Annotated in this window: 15 protein-coding genes and 1 pseudogene; 12 read left to right on the forward strand and 4 right to left on the reverse strand. The window is 55.5% G+C overall.

Annotated features, from left to right (window positions below; translation table 11 throughout):
• Positions 1 to 28 precede the first annotated feature (28 nt).
• The 7 genes and pseudogenes from serC to OGL93_RS03025 all read left to right on the forward strand — a co-directional run bounded on the left by serC (position 29) and on the right by OGL93_RS03025 (position 7,038).
• Positions 29 to 1,111: a 3-phosphoserine/phosphohydroxythreonine transaminase gene (serC, locus tag OGL93_RS02995; protein WP_263260883.1), complete on the forward strand. Its 1,083-nt coding sequence runs from the start codon at positions 29 to 31 to the stop codon at positions 1,109 to 1,111.
• Complete coding sequence (pheA, locus tag OGL93_RS03000) at positions 1,111 to 2,205, forward strand: prephenate dehydratase (protein WP_263260884.1); 1,095 nt, start codon at positions 1,111 to 1,113, stop codon at positions 2,203 to 2,205. The genes serC and pheA overlap by 1 nt, the downstream gene beginning before the upstream one ends.
• A gap of 93 nt (positions 2,206 to 2,298) precedes the next feature.
• Positions 2,299 to 3,207 (forward strand): annotated as a pseudogene (locus tag OGL93_RS03005) (prephenate dehydrogenase/arogenate dehydrogenase family protein); the annotation flags it as partial.
• A gap of 242 nt (positions 3,208 to 3,449) precedes the next feature.
• Complete coding sequence (cmk, locus tag OGL93_RS03010; protein WP_263260885.1) at positions 3,450 to 4,136, forward strand: (d)CMP kinase; 687 nt, start codon at positions 3,450 to 3,452, stop codon at positions 4,134 to 4,136.
• A gap of 138 nt (positions 4,137 to 4,274) precedes the next feature.
• Positions 4,275 to 5,957 (forward strand): 30S ribosomal protein S1, encoded by a 1,683-nt coding sequence (gene rpsA / locus OGL93_RS03015; protein ID WP_263260886.1) that lies wholly within the window; start codon positions 4,275 to 4,277, stop codon positions 5,955 to 5,957.
• A gap of 501 nt (positions 5,958 to 6,458) precedes the next feature.
• Positions 6,459 to 6,761 carry an integration host factor subunit beta gene (ihfB, locus tag OGL93_RS03020; protein ID WP_263260887.1) on the forward strand — a complete coding sequence of 101 codons (303 nt, stop codon included), beginning with the start codon at positions 6,459 to 6,461 and terminating at the stop codon, positions 6,759 to 6,761.
• Between the two features lie 70 nt (positions 6,762 to 6,831).
• Positions 6,832 to 7,038 carry a lipopolysaccharide assembly protein LapA domain-containing protein gene (locus OGL93_RS03025; RefSeq protein WP_263260888.1) on the forward strand — a complete coding sequence of 69 codons (207 nt, stop codon included), beginning with the start codon at positions 6,832 to 6,834 and terminating at the stop codon, positions 7,036 to 7,038.
• Between the two features lie 4 nt (positions 7,039 to 7,042).
• Here the strand turns inward: OGL93_RS03025 and OGL93_RS03030 are convergent, their stop codons facing one another.
• The 3 genes from OGL93_RS03030 to OGL93_RS03040 all read right to left on the reverse strand — a co-directional run bounded on the left by OGL93_RS03030 (position 7,043) and on the right by OGL93_RS03040 (position 9,292).
• Positions 7,043 to 7,597 (reverse strand): cysteine hydrolase family protein, encoded by a 555-nt coding sequence (locus tag OGL93_RS03030; protein ID WP_263260889.1) that lies wholly within the window; start codon positions 7,595 to 7,597, stop codon positions 7,043 to 7,045.
• Between the two features lie 19 nt (positions 7,598 to 7,616).
• Positions 7,617 to 7,895, reverse strand: coding sequence for a hypothetical protein (locus OGL93_RS03035; protein WP_263260890.1), 279 nt, complete (start codon positions 7,893 to 7,895; stop codon positions 7,617 to 7,619).
• 509 nt (positions 7,896 to 8,404) lie between these two features.
• Positions 8,405 to 9,292, reverse strand: coding sequence for a glycosyltransferase family A protein (locus OGL93_RS03040; protein ID WP_263261101.1), 888 nt, complete (start codon positions 9,290 to 9,292; stop codon positions 8,405 to 8,407).
• Positions 9,293 to 9,523: 231 nt separating this feature from the next.
• Between OGL93_RS03040 and OGL93_RS03045 the strand changes: the two genes are divergently transcribed.
• From OGL93_RS03045 to OGL93_RS03060, 4 genes are all read left to right on the forward strand, one after another.
• Complete coding sequence (locus OGL93_RS03045) at positions 9,524 to 10,780, forward strand: O-antigen ligase family protein (protein ID WP_263261102.1); 1,257 nt, start codon at positions 9,524 to 9,526, stop codon at positions 10,778 to 10,780.
• Positions 10,781 to 11,214: 434 nt separating this feature from the next.
• The gene (locus OGL93_RS03050) at positions 11,215 to 12,171 is read left to right on the forward strand and encodes an SDR family oxidoreductase (protein WP_263260891.1); all 957 of its coding nucleotides are present in this window, start codon (positions 11,215 to 11,217) and stop codon (positions 12,169 to 12,171) included.
• Positions 12,172 to 13,179, forward strand: coding sequence for a glycosyltransferase family 4 protein (locus tag OGL93_RS03055; RefSeq protein WP_263260892.1), 1,008 nt, complete (start codon positions 12,172 to 12,174; stop codon positions 13,177 to 13,179).
• Positions 13,180 to 13,274: 95 nt separating this feature from the next.
• On the forward strand, positions 13,275 to 15,254 hold the full coding sequence (locus OGL93_RS03060) for a nucleoside-diphosphate sugar epimerase/dehydratase (protein ID WP_263261103.1): 1,980 nt from the start codon (positions 13,275 to 13,277) through the stop codon (positions 15,252 to 15,254).
• Between the two features lie 317 nt (positions 15,255 to 15,571).
• Here OGL93_RS03060 and OGL93_RS03065 read toward each other — a convergent pair whose 3' ends face one another.
• The gene (locus OGL93_RS03065) at positions 15,572 to 15,829 is read right to left on the reverse strand and encodes a hypothetical protein (protein ID WP_263260893.1); all 258 of its coding nucleotides are present in this window, start codon (positions 15,827 to 15,829) and stop codon (positions 15,572 to 15,574) included.
• Between the two features lie 195 nt (positions 15,830 to 16,024).
• Here OGL93_RS03065 and OGL93_RS03070 point away from each other — a divergent pair, with 195 nt between their 5' ends.
• On the forward strand, positions 16,025 to 17,086 hold the full coding sequence (locus OGL93_RS03070; protein ID WP_263260894.1) for a lactonase family protein: 1,062 nt from the start codon (positions 16,025 to 16,027) through the stop codon (positions 17,084 to 17,086).
• Positions 17,087 to 17,111: the final 25 nt, after the last annotated feature.

The raw sequence follows: 17,111 nt of genomic DNA on the forward strand, positions 1-17,111 counted from the left end.
ATCAGCCCTTTGTAGAGCGAGAGTGGATGTGAGCAACCGAGCCTTTAACTTCTGCGCAGGCCCCGCTGCGCTTCCTGACGCCGTTCTGCAGCGTGCCCAGGCGGAAATGCTCGACTGGCATGGCAAGGGCCTTTCCGTAATGGAAATGAGCCACCGCAGCGATGACTACCAGGCCGTCGCGCACAAGGCCGAGCAGGACCTGCGAGACCTTCTGTCTATCCCCTCCAACTACAAAGTGCTTTTCCTTCAAGGTGGCGCCAGCCAGCAGTTCGCGGAAATCCCGCTCAACCTGCTGCCCGAAGGGGGCGTGGCCGACTACATCAATACCGGCATCTGGTCGGGCAAGGCTGTCGACGAAGCCCGTCGCTACGGCACGATCAACGTTGCCGCCAGCGCGAAGAGCCTCGATTTCCTCGACCTGCCGCCACAAGACCAATGGCAGTTGAGCGATAACGCCGCCTATGTGCATTACGCCAGCAACGAAACCATCGGTGGCCTGCAGTTCCAGTGGGTGCCCAACACCGATGCGCCCCTGGTGGTGGACATGTCTTCGGACATCCTTTCGCGGCCGATCAATGTCGCGGACTACGGCATGATCTATGCGGGCGCGCAGAAGAACATCGGCCCCAGCGGCCTGGTGGTGGTGATCATCCGCGAAGACCTGCTCGGCAATGCCCGGGCTAGCTGCCCGACCATGCTCAACTACAAGGTCGCCGCGGATAACGGCTCCATGTACAACACTCCTGCGACCTACTCTTGGTACCTCTCGGGCCTGGTGTTCGAGTGGCTGAAAGAGCAGGGCGGTGTAGCCGCCATGGAGCAACGCAACCGTGCCAAGAAGGACCGTCTGTACGGTTTCATCGATGGCAGCGCCTTCTATAGCAACCCCATCGCGCCGGCGGCACGTTCGTGGATGAACGTTCCGTTCCGTTTGGCGGATGAGCGCCTCGATAGCACCTTCCTCGCTGGCGCCGATGCCCGCGGCTTGCTCAACCTCAAGGGGCACCGTTCGGTCGGTGGCATGCGCGCCTCGATCTACAACGCGCTTGGGCTGGACGCCGTTGAGGCGTTGGTGGCCTACATGGGCGAATTCGAGAAGGAACATGGCTGATGGCCGAACAGGAACTCAAGGCGCTGCGCCTGCGCATCGACAGCCTCGACGAGAAGATCCTTGATCTGATCAGTGAGCGGGCGCGGTGTGCCCAGGAAGTTGCGCGGGTGAAGATGGGCGAGCTGGCCGTCGGCGAGCAGCCGATCTTCTATCGGCCCGAGCGAGAGGCGCAGGTGCTCAAACGGGTGATGGAGCGCAACCAGGGGCCGCTGGGTGACGAGGAAATGGCGCGGCTTTTCCGCGAAATCATGTCCACCTGCCTGGCGCTGGAGCAGCCGCTGAAGGTGGCCTACCTGGGCCCCGAGGGCACTTTCACCCAGGCCGCGGCCATGAAGCACTTCGGCCATGCGGTGATCAGCCAGCCCATGGCGGCCATCGACGAAGTGTTCCGCGAGGTGGTTGCTGGCGCGGTGAATTTCGGCGTAGTCCCGGTGGAGAATTCCACCGAGGGCGCGGTGAACCACACCCTGGACAGCTTCCTCGAGCACGACATGGTGATCTGCGGCGAGGTGGAGCTACGCATCCACCACCATTTGTTGATCGGCTCCAACACCAAGACCGACAGCATTTCGCGCATTTATTCCCATGCCCAGTCCCTGGCCCAGTGCCGCAAATGGCTCGACGCCCACTACCCGAACGTCGAGCGCGTAGCGGTATCGAGCAACGCCGAGGCGGCCAAGCGGGTCAAGGGCGAGTGGAATTCCGCTGCCATCGCAGGCGACATGGCAGCCAGCCTGTACGGCCTGGAGCGCCTGGCCGAGAAGATCGAGGACCGGCCGGACAACTCCACCCGGTTCCTGATCATCGGCAACCAGGAAGTGCCTCCAACCGGTGATGACAAGACCTCCGTCATCGTGTCGATGCAGAACAAGCCTGGCGCCTTGCATGAGCTGTTGATGCCGTTCCACGACAACAACATTGACCTCACGCGCATCGAGACGCGGCCATCACGCAGTGGAAAGTGGACATATGTGTTCTTCATCGATTTCGTCGGCCATCACCGTGATCCGCTGATCAAGGCTGTGCTTGAGCGCATCAGCGGCGAGTCGGTGGCATTGAAGGTGCTCGGGTCCTATCCCAAGGCCGTGCTCTAACGCCTATATCGCAGCCGCTGCGGCGGCTGCTTTCCTCTACCACCATGGCAGGTGGCGGCCCAGCCGTCGCGGCCAAGCGTCTCGGATTGCCCCATGTCGAATGAACACCCCGCCCGCCCTGCGCCATTGATTGGCCGCCTGGTAGTCGTAGGGCTTGGCCTGATTGGCGGCTCCTTTGCCAAGGGCCTGCGCGAAAGCGGGTTGTGCCGCGAAGTTGTGGGGGTCGACCTGGATGCTCGGTCGCGTGAACGCGCAGTCGAACTCGGGGTTGTGGACCGTTGCGAGGCGGCGTTGGCGCAAGCGTGTGTAGGGGCCGATGTTATCCAGCTGGCGGTGCCGATCCTGGCAATGGAGCGGGTGCTGGAAGTGCTGGCTGGCCTTGAGCTAGGGAGCGCGGTGATCACCGACGTGGGCAGCGCCAAGGGCAACATCGTGCGTGCGGCCCGGGCTGCATTGCCTGGTCAGCTCAACCGCCTGGTCCCAGGGCATCCGATCGCCGGCTCCGAGCAGAGCGGAGTAGAGGCGGCGAACGGGGCACTATTCAAGCGCCATAAAGTCATCCTTACCCCGCTGCCAGAGACTGACGCGGCCGGGCTCGCTCTGGTGGATGCGCTGTGGCGGGCGCTGGGTGCGGACGTTGAGCATATGGAGGTGGAACGCCACGATGAGGTGCTCGCGGCGACAAGCCACCTGCCGCATCTGCTGGCCTTCAATCTCGTGGATTCGTTGGCCAGGCGTGATGAAAGCCTGGAAATCTTCCGCTACGCCGCTGGCGGTTTCCGTGACTTCACCCGTATCGCCGGCAGCGATCCTGTGATGTGGCACGACATTTTTCTAGCTAACCGTGACGCCGTTCTGCGTCAACTGGACATCTTCCGCGCCGACTTGGACGCATTGCGCGAGGCGGTGAGCCAGGGCGATAGCGACGAGCTGATGACTGTGTTCACCCGTGCGCGTCAGGCCCGGGAGCATTTTGGCGAGATTCTGGCCCGGCGTGCGCATGGCCAGCCAAGCGTTACGTCCTCGCTTCATTCAAAGCCTATCGGTGGCGACCCTCAGTGATGCTCGAGGATTCGAAGCGATCGAGCACTGGCTACTTGCTGGGCGGTGATCGGGTTATCATTCGTCCCGCCCGTGCCGTTCTGGCGTTGTAAGCCCAGGCGACGCATCGTTCGCCACTGCGTTACCAAAGGTCCCCCTGCGCCGAGGCGCTTCGGGATACACGTGTCTGAAGAGGGTCAGTTGTGAATTTTCAAGCTCCGGTCATCACCATCGACGGGCCCAGCGGGTCGGGCAAGGGTACGGTTGCCAGCAAGCTGGCGGAACGGCTCGGCTGGAACCTCCTCGATTCCGGCGCGCTCTACCGGCTGCTGGCGTTCGCCGCTGGCAACCATGGCGTGGCGTTGAGCAACGAGGCCTCCTTGGTGCTATTGGCCAAGCACCTCGATGTGCAATTCGTCGCGGCGACCAGTCATCGGCTGGACCGCATCCTCCTCGAGGGGGATGATGTGTCCCAGGCCATCCGTAACGAACAGGTCGGTGCCGGGGCGTCGCAGGTCGCGGCCATCCCCGCGGTACGTGAAGCCTTGCTGGAGCGTCAGAAGGCGTTCCGCGAAAGCCCGGGTCTGATCGCCGATGGCCGGGACATGGGGACCGTCGTCTTTCCCGATGCGCCGTTGAAGATCTTCCTCACCGCCAGCCCGGAGGAGCGCGCCCGCCGCCGCTACTTGCAGTTGAAGGCCAAGGGCGATGATGTTAGTCTGGCGAGTCTGTTGGATGAGATACGTCTGCGCGACGAGCGCGACACCCAGCGCGCGGTGGCACCGCTCAAGCCTGCCCCCGACGCTATCCAGCTCGATTCCACCGAGCTGTCCATCGAACAGGTGCTCGATCGAATCATGAGCGAGGTCGCCCAACGCGATCTCGCCTGACCCAGGAAAGCCCTCGGGGGTTCCAGCGTAAGCGGCAACGGCCGCTGCCTCCGCAGGCTTTCTTTTACTTGAACGCAGCCCACGTTAGCTGGAGCGTGGTTGATGAGCCGGCATACGGTTCAATTTACAGGAATTAAAATGAGCGAAAGCTTTGCAGAACTTTTTGAAGAAAGCCTGAAAACCCTCAACCTTCAGCCTGGTGCGATCATCACCGGTACCGTTGTCGACATCGACGGTGACTGGGTGACCGTGCATGCCGGTCTGAAGTCCGAGGGCGTCATCCCGCTCGAGCAGTTCTTCAACGAAGCTGGCGAGCTGACCATCAAGGTCGGTGACGAAGTTCACGTCGCGCTGGACGCGGTGGAAGATGGCTTTGGCGAAACCAAGCTGTCCCGTGAAAAAGCCAAGCGCGCCGAGTGCTGGATCGTTCTGGAAGCTGCCTTCGCTGCCGAAGAAGTGGTCAAGGGCGTCATCAACGGCAAGGTCAAGGGCGGTTTCACCGTCGACGTCAACGGCATCCGCGCGTTCCTGCCGGGTTCGCTGGTCGACGTGCGCCCTGTGCGCGACACCACCCACCTCGAAGGCAAAGAGCTCGAGTTCAAGGTCATCAAGCTGGACCAGAAGCGCAACAACGTTGTCGTTTCCCGTCGTAGCGTCCTGGAAGCCGAGAACAGCGCCGAGCGCGAAGCGCTGCTGGAATCGCTGCAGGAAGGCCAGCAGGTCAAGGGTATCGTCAAGAACCTCACCGACTACGGCGCATTCGTCGACCTGGGTGGCGTGGACGGCCTGCTGCACATCACCGACATGGCCTGGAAGCGCATCAAGCATCCTTCCGAGATCGTCAATGTTGGCGACGAGATCGACGTCAAGGTTCTGAAGTACGATCGCGAGCGTAATCGTGTTTCCCTGGGCCTGAAGCAACTGGGCGAAGACCCATGGGTTGCTATCAAGGCACGTTACCCAGAAGGCACCCGCGTGAACGCCCGTGTCACCAACCTGACCGACTACGGCTGCTTCGCTGAGCTGGAAGAAGGCGTGGAAGGCCTGGTACACGTTTCCGAAATGGACTGGACCAACAAGAACATCCACCCGTCTAAAGTCGTTCAGGTTGGCGACGAAGTGGAAGTCATGGTTCTGGACATCGACGAAGAGCGTCGTCGTATTTCCCTGGGCATCAAGCAGTGCAAGTCCAACCCATGGGAAGACTTCTCTGGCCAGTTCAACAAAGGCGATCGCATCAGCGGTACCATCAAGTCGATCACCGACTTCGGTATCTTCATCGGCCTGGACGGCGGCATCGACGGCCTGGTTCACCTGTCCGACATCTCCTGGAACGAAGCCGGTGAAGAAGCTGTTCGCCGCTTCAAGAAGGGCGACGAGCTGGAAACCGTCATCCTGTCCGTTGATCCTGAGCGTGAGCGCATCTCGCTGGGTATCAAGCAACTGGAAGATGATCCGTTCTCCAACTTCGTTGCACTGAACGACAAGGGCGCCATCGTCCGCGGTACCGTTAAAGAAGTTGACGCCAAGGGCGCTATCATCACCCTGGCCGATGACATCGAAGCTACTTTGAAAGCTTCCGAAATCAGCCGTGACCGCGTTGAAGACGCTCGTAACGTGCTGAAGGAAGGCGAAGAAGTCGAAGCCAAGATCATCAGCGTCGACCGCAAGTCCCGCGTTATTCAACTGTCGATCAAATCGAAAGACGTTGAAGACGAGAAAGAAGCAATCCAGAGCCTGCGCGACAAGCCAAGCTCGGAAAGCGCCGGCCCGACCACCCTGGGTGATCTGCTCCGCGCTCAAATGGAAAAACAGAACTGAGTTCTGTTCTCCATTAAAAAGGGGTGACTTCGGTCACCCCTTTTTTTATGCCTGCTCTATCGGCTCGGCCTGTCACTTGTAGGAGCCAGCAACGTTGGCGAACTGGAATACGCCAAGAAACACAACCTGACTGGCGCCCTCTTTCGCCAGCCGTCATTGGCTCCCATACAAGCGGTGCCTTGCTCCGCGAGGTTGCTGCAGTTGCAGCTCGTAGCGGCCGAGGTATCTTCCCCTGGTGCCTCGTAATACATCACTCGCCAGCAGTGCCAAGGAGGTTAGCAGCAAGGCGAGTCATGGCTGTGCACGCGAGAGTTAGCCTTGCCCAGAAAGGCGATAGCTTGTTTTAAATACCAGCCGTCAAACAATTGATGCCAGAAAACCAAGCTCACTTTCCTGAATCTCGATAATTTCCCGGAAGTCAAGATCGGACTGTTCAAATCATTCAAGCCGTGCTACAACCTTCTGGCGGTTTCCTAGCTTCTTGATAAAGAAGGGAAAAACATGACGAAGTCGGAACTGATCGAAAGGATTGTCACCCACCAAGGCTTACTGTCATCGAAGGACGTAGAGCTGGCGATCAAGACCATGCTCGAGCAGATGTCCCAGTCGTTGGCGACAGGAGACCGGATCGAAATTCGCGGCTTCGGTAGCTTCTCACTCCATTACCGCGCCCCTCGAGTGGGCAGGAACCCTAAAACCGGCCAATCGGTTACTCTCGATGGCAAGTTCGTCCCACACTTCAAACCCGGCAAAGAATTACGCGACCGGGTGAACGATGAAGACGAAATGCGCGATAGCGCCTGATCTCCGGAGGAGCCCTGTGCGTAGCCTAACGCGCTTGTTGCAAGTTGTTGTGGTCTTGACGGTGGCGGCCATGTGCCTGCTTTTCGTCCTGGAAAACTCCCAGAAAGTCGCGCTGAGTTTCCTGGGGTTCGCCAGCCCTGAATGGCCGATCTCGGCAGTCGTGCTACTGGCCTTGCTTCTAGGTCTGGCAGTAGGTCCGCTGATTGGCTGGTTTATCGCCATACGAGGGCGCCGGAGATTGCGCCGGGCTGCAATCCGCCAAAAAGCGGGTATTTAGTGAATCAGGAGCTGAGCAGCGTTGCCGTATTGGAGATGGTCGCGTAGTCCATGGCAAGGTTGCTCAAGGACATCGCATGCACGTCTTCGGCACGCCACAGGTGGCCGCGCAGGTCTGCTTGGTCGAAGGTATAGGTCCCGTCGCCTACCACTGTCACATCGAAGCCCAGGTTTGCACCCGTGCGGGCGGTTGCTTCCACAGAGTTATTGGTAATCACCCCTACAATCACCATCTTCCCCAGATCGCGGATTCGCAACCAGCGCTCCAGCTGCGTAGCTATGAACGCGTCCGGCACATTCTTCTCAAATACCGCTTCGGTTTTCAGAGGGGCAAGCGCCGGTTGAAACTCGCAGCCTGGCTGGCCCGGGTAGAATACCGACCCCTCTGACCGAGATATATGCCGCACATGTACTACTGGCCAAGCGTTCGCGCGCCAGTGGCCCAGCAACACAGCGATATTCTGTTCCGCTTCAGGGTTGTTGCGCGGGCCTAGGCGTGGCTTCAGCATCCCCTGTTGCATATCGATGATCAGCAGCACCTGTGGGACATGTTTCGCCATGGGTAATCTCGATCTGTAGCTATTTGCACATGATGATCATGCTACGGCTGGTGTAGCCCGCTGGGTTGATCCCAAACGGATATTCACTGGCGTCCTCACCTTCCTGGCCGGAGCGGGCGAGAACCCTATAGCCGCCTTCGCAGGCCTTTTCCGCCCGCTTGTAACATCTATTCCATGAGGAGGTGAGACCGGAACAGTTGATATGCAAACCCTTTTTTCCCGGCTTCACCTCAGAGTCCGAGCTGCCTGCGCAACCGTATAGCGCCAGCATCAATACCGCTACAACAAACCGTCTCATGCCCTTCCTTATCATTACCGCCCGGGTACGTTGCCCGGCTTTCTGGTGTTCATGGCAGTGCACGTGCCGGCCAATTCTTGGCCGGACCGAATAGCAACATCACGCAACGCTACCGCAAATGCTGCAGAAAGCGTAGCGGTGTTTGATGATGCGCTAGCCGCTGATCGGGGTTTCGGAGAAACCCATAGGTCTTAATAGCGGCGCTACGTTTAATTTCGTTTTTTCTCTGTGGTGGACACGCACGATCGGCTGAACACGCGGCCACCCACGGTGGTTGCTGGTATTGGCATCGAGCTCAATTTTGCGACAGCAAGCAGTGGCAGCAGGTTGCCACCTGATGCTCGAAAACGCCTTGGGGGCTATTGCTTAATCAAGACGGGCTTGGTCGAGCGACCTTGAATTATTAGCCAGCTGCATGATTTCTTTGCAACACAGTTGTAGGTTTTCGTTGGTACTTGGGCGCCGACCGGAAGCGGCCCACCCTAGCTGGCGGCCGCTGGGGGGTAATTTCAGCGGGGAAGCGCCAGCCGGCAGAGGCCGCGAAGGGTTTTACGATTCCAGTAGCGTAGAGGGATTTCCCTTAATATCTCTCTCGCCAACTGTTTGTCCCGGTTAGCGCTTTTAAGAAACATGGCGTTGCGATATCCCATACAAACTTCGTCGTAGCCGTCTTGTTCTTTGAATGCGGCAAAGGTGGTGAGAACGTTCTGATACATGAACCTGTGCTTCTTGTAAGTATTGCCGGGGTGCTTGCGGTATTGCGACAGGGGTTCGCCAAGTACATCAACGAAATACCCGGCGCGCGCGATAGCCAGTTGGATGTAAATGTCTTCCAGGCGGATGTTTGGATCAAAACCACCCACTCGTTCAAACGCCTCGCGCCTTAGCATCAAGGTTGCAGCAGTGGGCCCCGGCTTGCGATCGAAAAACAGATCTGCAAAATCCAGGCGGCGGAAAGGGAGGTTGCGCTTGCGCTGCTCCTTTTCGGGGAGTATTTGCCCGTCGGGCCCAATATTTTCGATATTGGCAGAGCAGATCCCGACCTCGGGCTTGTCTTGGAGGTAAGCGACCTGGGTGGCGAGCCGATGAGGGAACATAATGTCATCGGAGCCGAAGGGTACAATCAGCGATCCCGCCGAGCGAGCAATGGCGGCGTTGAGCGTTCGCGAAAGGCCCATATTGGGCTGGAAAGTCAAGCTGAAACCACATTCGGCCACCAGCTCTTGAAGCAGCTCGACGCTGCCGTCCGTAGAGCCATCATCTACTACGATGAGTTCTACCGGCTGGTAGGTCTGGGCGAGCACGCTGCGAATGCTGGCTTCCACATAGGGCCGATGGTTGTAGGAGGCGATGATTACTGAGACGAGGGGTGATTCGCTACAGATATGATCCTGCATCATTCCTGATTCCCGTAAATGACCTTAACCACTCGTGAGTGCACCACAGATAGCCTCGGAAAAAAAAGGATGAGTTTATCGTAACCAATTTTTGGATGGCTAGGGGTTGAGGCCTGTGCTGATATCAACCCTTAAGCTAGATATGTCGACACCTCCGTAGCCTAGTCCTTGTTAGAATTGAGATTCGAGGTCATGACGACATCACATACGGTACTGGAGCAAAAAAGACAGATGGCAACGCTTTCAACACCCATTCCCCTTCGTCTTCGAGCTGTGGGTTGGCTAGTGCATTACATCTTACCCCTCGGCTGGATAGCTATGCTCACAGGCATGTTCTGGATTGGGGACAGGTCGCTTTACCACAAGCTTTATTATGTGCTAGTTGCTGTGCCTACAGTCGCGGCTTTGGCTTTGCATCCCCAACAGCTCAAGGCGCTGGCCACGCAGCCACTTTTCCTCGCCTTCATTGCATTCTCAGCTTACATGATGCTGACCCTGCTCTGGTCCCCCACCGACAATCATCCCGGCTCGCTTTTCAAGAGGCCATTGTATATAGGGCTGCTTTTGCTGGCGGCGGGCCTGATCGCGTCTCACTCAGCTAACCGATTTATTGCTGCTACATATATATCGGCGCTCATAGCCGTATTGGGAGCGTTAGCACTATTGGGGCATTTTTTAATGGTGGAGCTTCCAAAAGGAGTGGATCGACTCAGTGGGATGGGTGCATTCTACAATCCACTGCTAACTTCTCATGTGCTGGGCGCATTTGCAGCATATTGGATGGCGACGACATTCCAGTCTCCAAAAAAAAACATGGCGTTGCCGATTACTTGCCTGACTATTCTCCTCGTGGCGATTCTAGCCACGGGTTCTAGAACGCCTTTAGTTGGACTGCTGATAGGCTTCGCTTGGCTGCTAATAGGGGGGCATCCAAAGCGCGGCTTCATTGGCATGGGGCTTATCATCGCCGTGGGCGTAGCGCTGACTTTTCTCTATCCCGACGCTGTATTGCAGCGGGGGCTGTCGTACCGACCAGAAATATGGACAAAGGTGGTAGGCATGGTAGGAGAGCGGCCATGGTTGGGGCTTGGGTACGACGCGCCTATTAAACTCAACATTCCGGGAGTGGCAGAAATACTTTCCGACCCTCATAACATCGAATTGGCCGTACTATACGAGGGGGGGATCGTGGGCCTTTTGCTGTGGGTCGTGCTCTATGCTACCGCACTGGTGTTTTGCTGGCGCTTCAGAAGCGAGCCTTATATCAACCTTGCAGGTACATGGCTCGCGTTTGGTTTTGGAGCTGGACTGACTGAAGGCGCGGCGTTTTTGTCGAGGCCTAAGGAGCACTGGCTACTGATATGGTTACCTATTGCCTTTATTTATGGGCTGCGTGTGACGCGCATGGATCGCCGAGCACCTGCGAGAGCATCAAAAAATAGTTGTGAAGAAGATGAACCTAGCTCAAAGTTTATAAAAAGGGGCTAACGTCTGCATGATACTGGGAGGGGTGTAAAGGGCATGCCTAAAATTGCATAAAGGGCACGGTTACCCACATTCTGCGCCAAACCAAGGTTGACCCATGGGTAGCTCCGGTGAATAGCCAATGACTCTTAGACCGAGCTACCCGTACCTAATATTGAGAGCAGGGATGTCTATGATAAAAGATAGTCGGGGCGACGTGAAATGTGGCTAATTTTTGCAACGGCCACTAGGAAGAGGGCAACAAGCTTGGGGCCTTCCGGTGTCGCTTATTCTTCCAACGTCACTAAAATTCGTTTCTGCCTCGGAGGTTCGTTACGGAGAGCCTGTGAATCGCTGAAACAGACCAGGCAAGGATATAAAAAATATCAATTTCAAAATATTGCTTTATTGCTTGGCTATTTTTTATATATTGCGACGCGAAGCGGAGTGCAGCGCTAATGACTGTAAGTGTTCTATTAACAGGAGCTACTGGTTTTGTAGGTGGTGCGATCTTGAAAGACTTAGTTTCCCGCGGACTCAAGATAACCGTCTCGACTCGAGGAGTACTGCCTGTTGGATACTTGGGGTCAACTGTACACATAGGCGCATTGGATGGTGATACAAATTGGGGTCCTGGCTTGAAGGGCGTAGACGTAGTTGTGCACTCCGCCGCCCGGGTCCATGTGATGAGGGAACAGAGTAAGGACGCACTCTCTGCTTTTCGGCGAGTAAACGTCGAAGGGACCTTGAACTTAGCCAGGCAGGCAGTTAAGGCGGGGATTAAAAGGTTCATATTCATTAGCTCTATTAAAGTGAACGGGGAGAGCACTACTCCTGGTAACGCCTACAAGCCGGATGATGCTCCGGCTCCAGTGGATGCATATGGCATCTCTAAAATGGAGGCGGAGCTGGGTCTTAAAAAATTGGCTGAAGAAACCGGTCTTGAAATAGTTATAATCCGACCTGTGTTAGTCTATGGGCCGGGTGTTAAGGCAAACTTTCTCCGTATGATGCACTGGCTAAAGAAGGGGATACCCTTGCCCTTTGGGGCTATTGATAACCGCCGTAGCTTGGTCGCCCTTGAAAATCTCGCTAATCTTGTAGGGATATGCGTGAATCATCCCGCAGCAGCTAATCAAACTTTTCTGGTCAGTGATGGCGAAGATCTTTCTACTACAGAGTTGCTAAAGAGGATGGCAACAGCGTTGGGACGTCCGGCCTATTTGATTCCGGTCCCGCCTATTGTGCTTAGAGCCATGTCAAGCCTCTTGGGTATGGAGAATTTTACGCAGCGGTTATGTGGCTCACTACAGGTCGACATAAGTAAAACATGTGAACTGCTCGCATGGTCTCCGCCAATGAGTGTTGCAGATGCATTAGTTTCAACTGCAAATTACGATAGGAATCAAGCTTAAATGACAGTGTCGTTGGTATTAGTTTCGCTGGTTTCGTCATTGGTGATGACTGCAGGTCTACGACGCTATGCGTTAGCCAAGAGGGTATTAGATGTGCCCAATGCACGAAGTTCACATACTGTTCCAACCCCTCGAGGGGGAGGAGTTGCCATTGTTCTCGTATTCCTCATCGGGTTAGCGCTGCTTTGGAAAGCCGGTTCTGTTCCGACTGCTGTCATGCTTGCCTTGGCAGGGGCAGGGTCGTTGGTCGCATTTGTTGGTTTTCTGGATGATCATAGCCATATCCCCGCTCGCTGGCGATTACTGGGCCACTTCGTTGCGTCGGCATGGGCATTATTTTGGCTTCAGGGCTTACCTTCGGTGCAGTTGCTTCACTGGCGGCTCGAGGGAAGTTGGTTATTGGCGATAATAGGTTGTCTTTACTTGGTCTGGCTGTTGAACCTGTATAACTTCATGGATGGCATCGACGGTATAGCAAGCGTCCAGGCTATCTGTGTATGTGGTGGCAACTGCCTGATATACTGGGCGTCGGGACACGGGGAGCTGATAGCGGAACCTGCACTTCTGGCTGCCGCAGCCGCTGGATTCCTGTACTGGAATTTCCCTCCCGCTCGGATTTTCATGGGAGATGCAGGCAGCGGTTTTCTCGGTATAGCGCTGGGTGTACTGTCAGTGCAAGCGGCTTGGGCTTCTCCAGCGCTCTTTTGGGGGTGGTTGATCCTTCTTGGGGTGTTCATCGTGGATGCTACTTTTACCCTGGCCAGACGCCTGGCTCGAGGCGATAAGGTCTATGAAGCTCATCGCAGCCATGCGTATCAGTTTGCCTCGCGGCGGTATGGCAAGCACCTCCCTGTCACCATTGGTGTGGGTATAATCAATGTGTTTTGGCTGTTACCGATTGCATTGTGTGTCGCCTTGTTGCATCTTGATGGATTAATTGGCCTTTGCATAGCATACGTGCCTCTAGTTGGCCTTGCGTTGCGATTTAAGGCAGGCGCAATTGAATAGGGGTTTAAAGCCTATCTGATCTAGGTGGCTGCCAGCCTAGATGCATGCCGAAAGGAGTGGGAAGAGTGTTTAATAGGAAGTTAATAAATATTCGGATGGCGCTTCTGGGATTACCCCGACGAAAGAAGCGATTGCTGCAGGTTTTGACAGATATTGTACTGGTATGGGCGGCATTATGGCTGGCTTTTGTAGTTCGTCTAGGGATAGAAGACCTCACCATTCCTACCAATGATTATCCCTGGCTCTTTCTAACTGCTCCATTTGTATGTATTCCGCTGTTCATCAGGTTTGGTATGTATCGAGCGGTAATGCGTTATTTTGGAACTGATGCGCTGATATTAATAATTAAAGCTGTTACATTGGCGTGCCTAATACTAGGCGTTTTTGTATACGCCTACAGCGCACACAGGAACGCCGTTCCCCGCTCTGTCTTGTTCAATTTTTGGTGGCTGAGTCTCATTCTACTGGGCGGTTTACGGCTGGCGATGCGTCAGTATTTTCTGGGACATTGGTTTTCAGCATCCCTTCATGTGCCTTTTACGGCCCGGGAAAGCGGGTTGCCTAAAGTAGCTGTTTACGGAGCGGGTGCGGCTGGTAATCAACTGGTAGCGGCGCTACGGCTTGGCAAGGCGATACGTCCAGTGGCTTTCATTGACGACGACAGCAGCATTTCGAATCGAGTGATTTCAGGATTACCGGTTTTCAAACCTCGGCATATTCAACGGATGATTGATCTTACGGGTGCTCAGGAAATACTACTGGCCATCCCTTCCGTTAGTCGAACCCGCCGTCGCGAGATATTGAGCTTTCTTGAAGGTTTCCCGCTTCATGTGCGAAGCGTTCCAGGTTTCATGGACCTCGCCAGTGGACGAGTAAAGGTCGACGATATCCAAGAGGTTGACATTGCCGATTTGTTGGGGCGAGATTCGGTGCCGGCTCAGGAAGAGCTCCTTGAGCGATGTATTACCGGGCTTAATGTTATGGTAACCGGCGCAGGTGGCTCGATTGGATCGGAACTTTGCCGCCAGATTCTCGCCCTTGAGCCTAAAGCGCTTATACTTTTCGAGCAATGTGAGTTCAATCTTTATAGTATTCATTCCGAGCTTGATCAGCGCATAAGTCGTCAATCCTTGGCAGTGCGCTTATTGCCTATCCTGGGTTCTGTCCGGGATGGAGAAAAACTATTGAATGTGATGAATGGATGGAAGGTTGATACGGTTTATCATGCCGCCGCTTACAAACACGTCCCCATAGTTGAGCATAATATTGCTGAGGGTGTGCTAAACAATGTTATTGGCACTTTGAATGCTGCTGAAGCTGCTCTACAGTCAGGTGTGGCAAATTTTGTGCTGATATCTACAGACAAGGCAGTGCGCCCCACGAATGTGATGGGGAGCAGCAAACGGCTGGCGGAAATGGTGCTGCAGGCTCTAAGTAAAGAGATGGCCCCTGTGCTATTTAGAGATAAAAGGAGAATTTCTCAGGTCAACCGAACTCGATTTACTATGGTGCGTTTCGGGAATGTCTTAGGTTCTTCTGGCTCTGTAATCCCACTGTTCCACAAGCAGATTAGGTCTGGAGGACCTCTCACAGTAACGCATCCTAATATTACTCGCTATTTCATGACCATACCCGAAGCTGCTCAATTGGTCATCCAAGCGGGTTCGATGGGGCGGGGTGGGGATGTATTCGTGCTTGACATGGGAGAACCAGTAAAGATCGCGGAGCTCGCGGAAAAAATGATCCACCTGTCTGGGCTGAGTGTTCGCTCTGAAAATAACCCCCATGGCGATATAGCCATAGAGTTTACCGGTCTGCGCCCGGGTGAAAAGTTATATGAAGAGCTGTTGATAGGCGATAACGTTGGGTCTACTTCCCATCCTATGGTCATGATGGCAAATGAAGACTATTTATCTTGGGAAATACTTAAGGAGAGGCTGGAAAAAATACTCGGCGCTGTAGCAAAGAATGATTATGATCAGGTTCGTCAGCTTTTGCGCGAGACAGTCAGTGGTTACGCGCCAGACTGTGAAATCGTCGATTGGATTCATTTACAACGCCGTCTTGATCCATGAAACAGCTTCTGTTGCAGACGGTCTACTGGTAAAGGCCTCGACGGCTGCCCTTCTTCTTACGGGCAGCCATGGCCGAGTGTGACGGGGCCTGAATCGCTGGCGCCTTTCCCACCCGGCATCCGGTAACGAGTATAGGATGGTAACGGTGATCGTCCAGGAACCGCAGATTTCGATATTACTTCCTGAAGAGCTATTGCCAAGCCGCAATTTAGTAGATTAAAAAGTCAGCTCATCACTGTCGTTTCGGCTTGATACTTTTACTAAAGTTTCGAGATTTCCGTCAATTCAAGATTTTCAGAATTACGAACGGACTGGGATCAATGCACGCCCACCGTCGGGCCGGGATCGAACCTTCCCAACGCTTTTACCCAATACCTCTTATACTCCGCTTCCCCCGGCGGCAGCGGCTTCTCTGTAAACCACCCAGACGGCCGCTTCAACTCCGCTCGATACGCTTCCCACTCCATCTTCAAAGCCGCTGCCTGTGCTGTGGCCTCATTGTCGAACCAGCCCAGTACATAGGCTTCGCCGTATTCCCGGCCGTGTTCGATCAGCAGATAAATGTCGTTGTTCATGGCGGTCTCCGTATCGCAGCGGCGTTCGCTTTCTTATCCGGCTATCGGCAAGCTCTCCGTCACGTTAGACATCCCTAGCCGAAGAGGTGCGATCAAAAATGGGTGAGGCTAGTTCGGTTTTATTCTGCAAAGGTTGAGTACGGAGTGCTGCGGTCATAGGATGACTACCTACGTTTACATTGCCGAGGGAACGTCATGAGCTACGCCTATATTTCCAGCCCCAACGACGGGTTGGTCTCCCACTACCACCTCAATGACGATACTGGTGAGCTGAGGCTCGTTGAGCAGTTGCTGGCGGGAGAAAAGGTCAATGCTCTAGCATTGTCGCCGGATGGCAGCACGCTATATGCCGCGCTACGCGGGCAGCCCCCACAAGTAGCGAGCTTCAGCGTGGATGCGGGCAACGGTAAGCTCACCCGGCGGGCCGAGGCTCCATTGGGCGCAGGGCTGTCCTATATGGCTACCGACCGTCAGGGTCGATTCCTGCTCGGAGCGTCATATGGCGAAGACCTGGTCACACTTCAGCCTGTCGATGACGAACTGCAGGTGCTTGAGACGATCCGCAAGTACCCTAGTGGCTTGCATGCGCACTCGGTCAGAACCGATCCTAGCAACCGGTTCGTATACGCTTGCGTGCTCGGTGTAGATAGGGTTTTGCAATACAGGCTAGACGAGCAAGCAGGGGAGTTGCAGCCCATCGGGAAGGGTTTTATCGCTGTTCCGGAGAACACGGGCCCACGGCATTTGGCATTTTCCGAGGATGGCAAATACGTATTCGTAGTGGGAGAGATGAGCGGTACGGTGACCTCGTTTGCTATAGATTCGCAGACGGGCGAACTCAGCCAGGTTGATGCTCAGCAGGGCATTCCTGCTTCACTGAACTTAGAGCAGGGCTTGGTGCGTGACAGTCGCAATAACAACCTTAGCGACGATCCTACGCCTCGGATCTGGTGCGCGGACATCCGTCTCGTGCCGGGGCGGAGCCTGTTGTATATCACCGAACGGACCACCAGTTCGGTCAGTGTGTTTGAGATCACTGCGGCCGGCACGCTGAACTACCTTGGCAACCATAGGCTAGAGGAGAAACAGCCACGTAATATTGCCATCTCACCTAGCGGGGAGTGGCTGCTGGCCTGCGGTGAGCAAAGCGCCGTGGTGGGTGCTTACCGCATTCAACCAGACGGCAGGCTCGCTCGGGTCAGCCAGGCTGTTTCGGGAGACGGAGCGTTGTGGATCGAGGTACTGCCCGAGGGCTGAAAGCTTCGCTAACATCTCTGCGCTG

Source organism: Pseudomonas sp. RIT-PI-S, from assembly GCF_025642975.1.
In the GTDB taxonomy this organism is placed as follows: Bacteria; Pseudomonadota; Gammaproteobacteria; order Pseudomonadales; family Pseudomonadaceae; genus Aquipseudomonas.

What these genes read in the sequence shown, in the direction of transcription:
- pheA (WP_263260884.1), top strand. Translation starts at nt 1,111, where the DNA reads ATGGCCGAACAGGAACTCAAGGCGCTGCGCCTGCGCATCGACAGCCTC.
- rpsA (WP_263260886.1), top strand. Translation starts at nt 4,275, where the DNA reads ATGAGCGAAAGCTTTGCAGAACTTTTTGAAGAAAGCCTGAAAACCCTC.
- ihfB (WP_263260887.1), top strand. Translation starts at nt 6,459, where the DNA reads ATGACGAAGTCGGAACTGATCGAAAGGATTGTCACCCACCAAGGCTTA.
- OGL93_RS03025 (WP_263260888.1), top strand. Translation starts at nt 6,832, where the DNA reads ATGTGCCTGCTTTTCGTCCTGGAAAACTCCCAGAAAGTCGCGCTGAGT.
- OGL93_RS03030 (WP_263260889.1), bottom strand. Translation starts at nt 7,597, where the DNA reads ATGGCGAAACATGTCCCACAGGTGCTGCTGATCATCGATATGCAACAG.
- OGL93_RS03035 (WP_263260890.1), bottom strand. Translation starts at nt 7,895, where the DNA reads ATGAGACGGTTTGTTGTAGCGGTATTGATGCTGGCGCTATACGGTTGC.
- OGL93_RS03040 (WP_263261101.1), bottom strand. Translation starts at nt 9,292, where the DNA reads ATGCAGGATCATATCTGTAGCGAATCACCCCTCGTCTCAGTAATCATC.
- OGL93_RS03045 (WP_263261102.1), top strand. Translation starts at nt 9,524, where the DNA reads ATGGCAACGCTTTCAACACCCATTCCCCTTCGTCTTCGAGCTGTGGGT.
- OGL93_RS03050 (WP_263260891.1), top strand. Translation starts at nt 11,215, where the DNA reads ATGACTGTAAGTGTTCTATTAACAGGAGCTACTGGTTTTGTAGGTGGT.
- OGL93_RS03055 (WP_263260892.1), top strand. Translation starts at nt 12,172, where the DNA reads ATGACAGTGTCGTTGGTATTAGTTTCGCTGGTTTCGTCATTGGTGATG.
- OGL93_RS03060 (WP_263261103.1), top strand. Translation starts at nt 13,275, where the DNA reads ATGGCGCTTCTGGGATTACCCCGACGAAAGAAGCGATTGCTGCAGGTT.
- OGL93_RS03065 (WP_263260893.1), bottom strand. Translation starts at nt 15,829, where the DNA reads ATGAACAACGACATTTATCTGCTGATCGAACACGGCCGGGAATACGGC.
- OGL93_RS03070 (WP_263260894.1), top strand. Translation starts at nt 16,025, where the DNA reads ATGAGCTACGCCTATATTTCCAGCCCCAACGACGGGTTGGTCTCCCAC.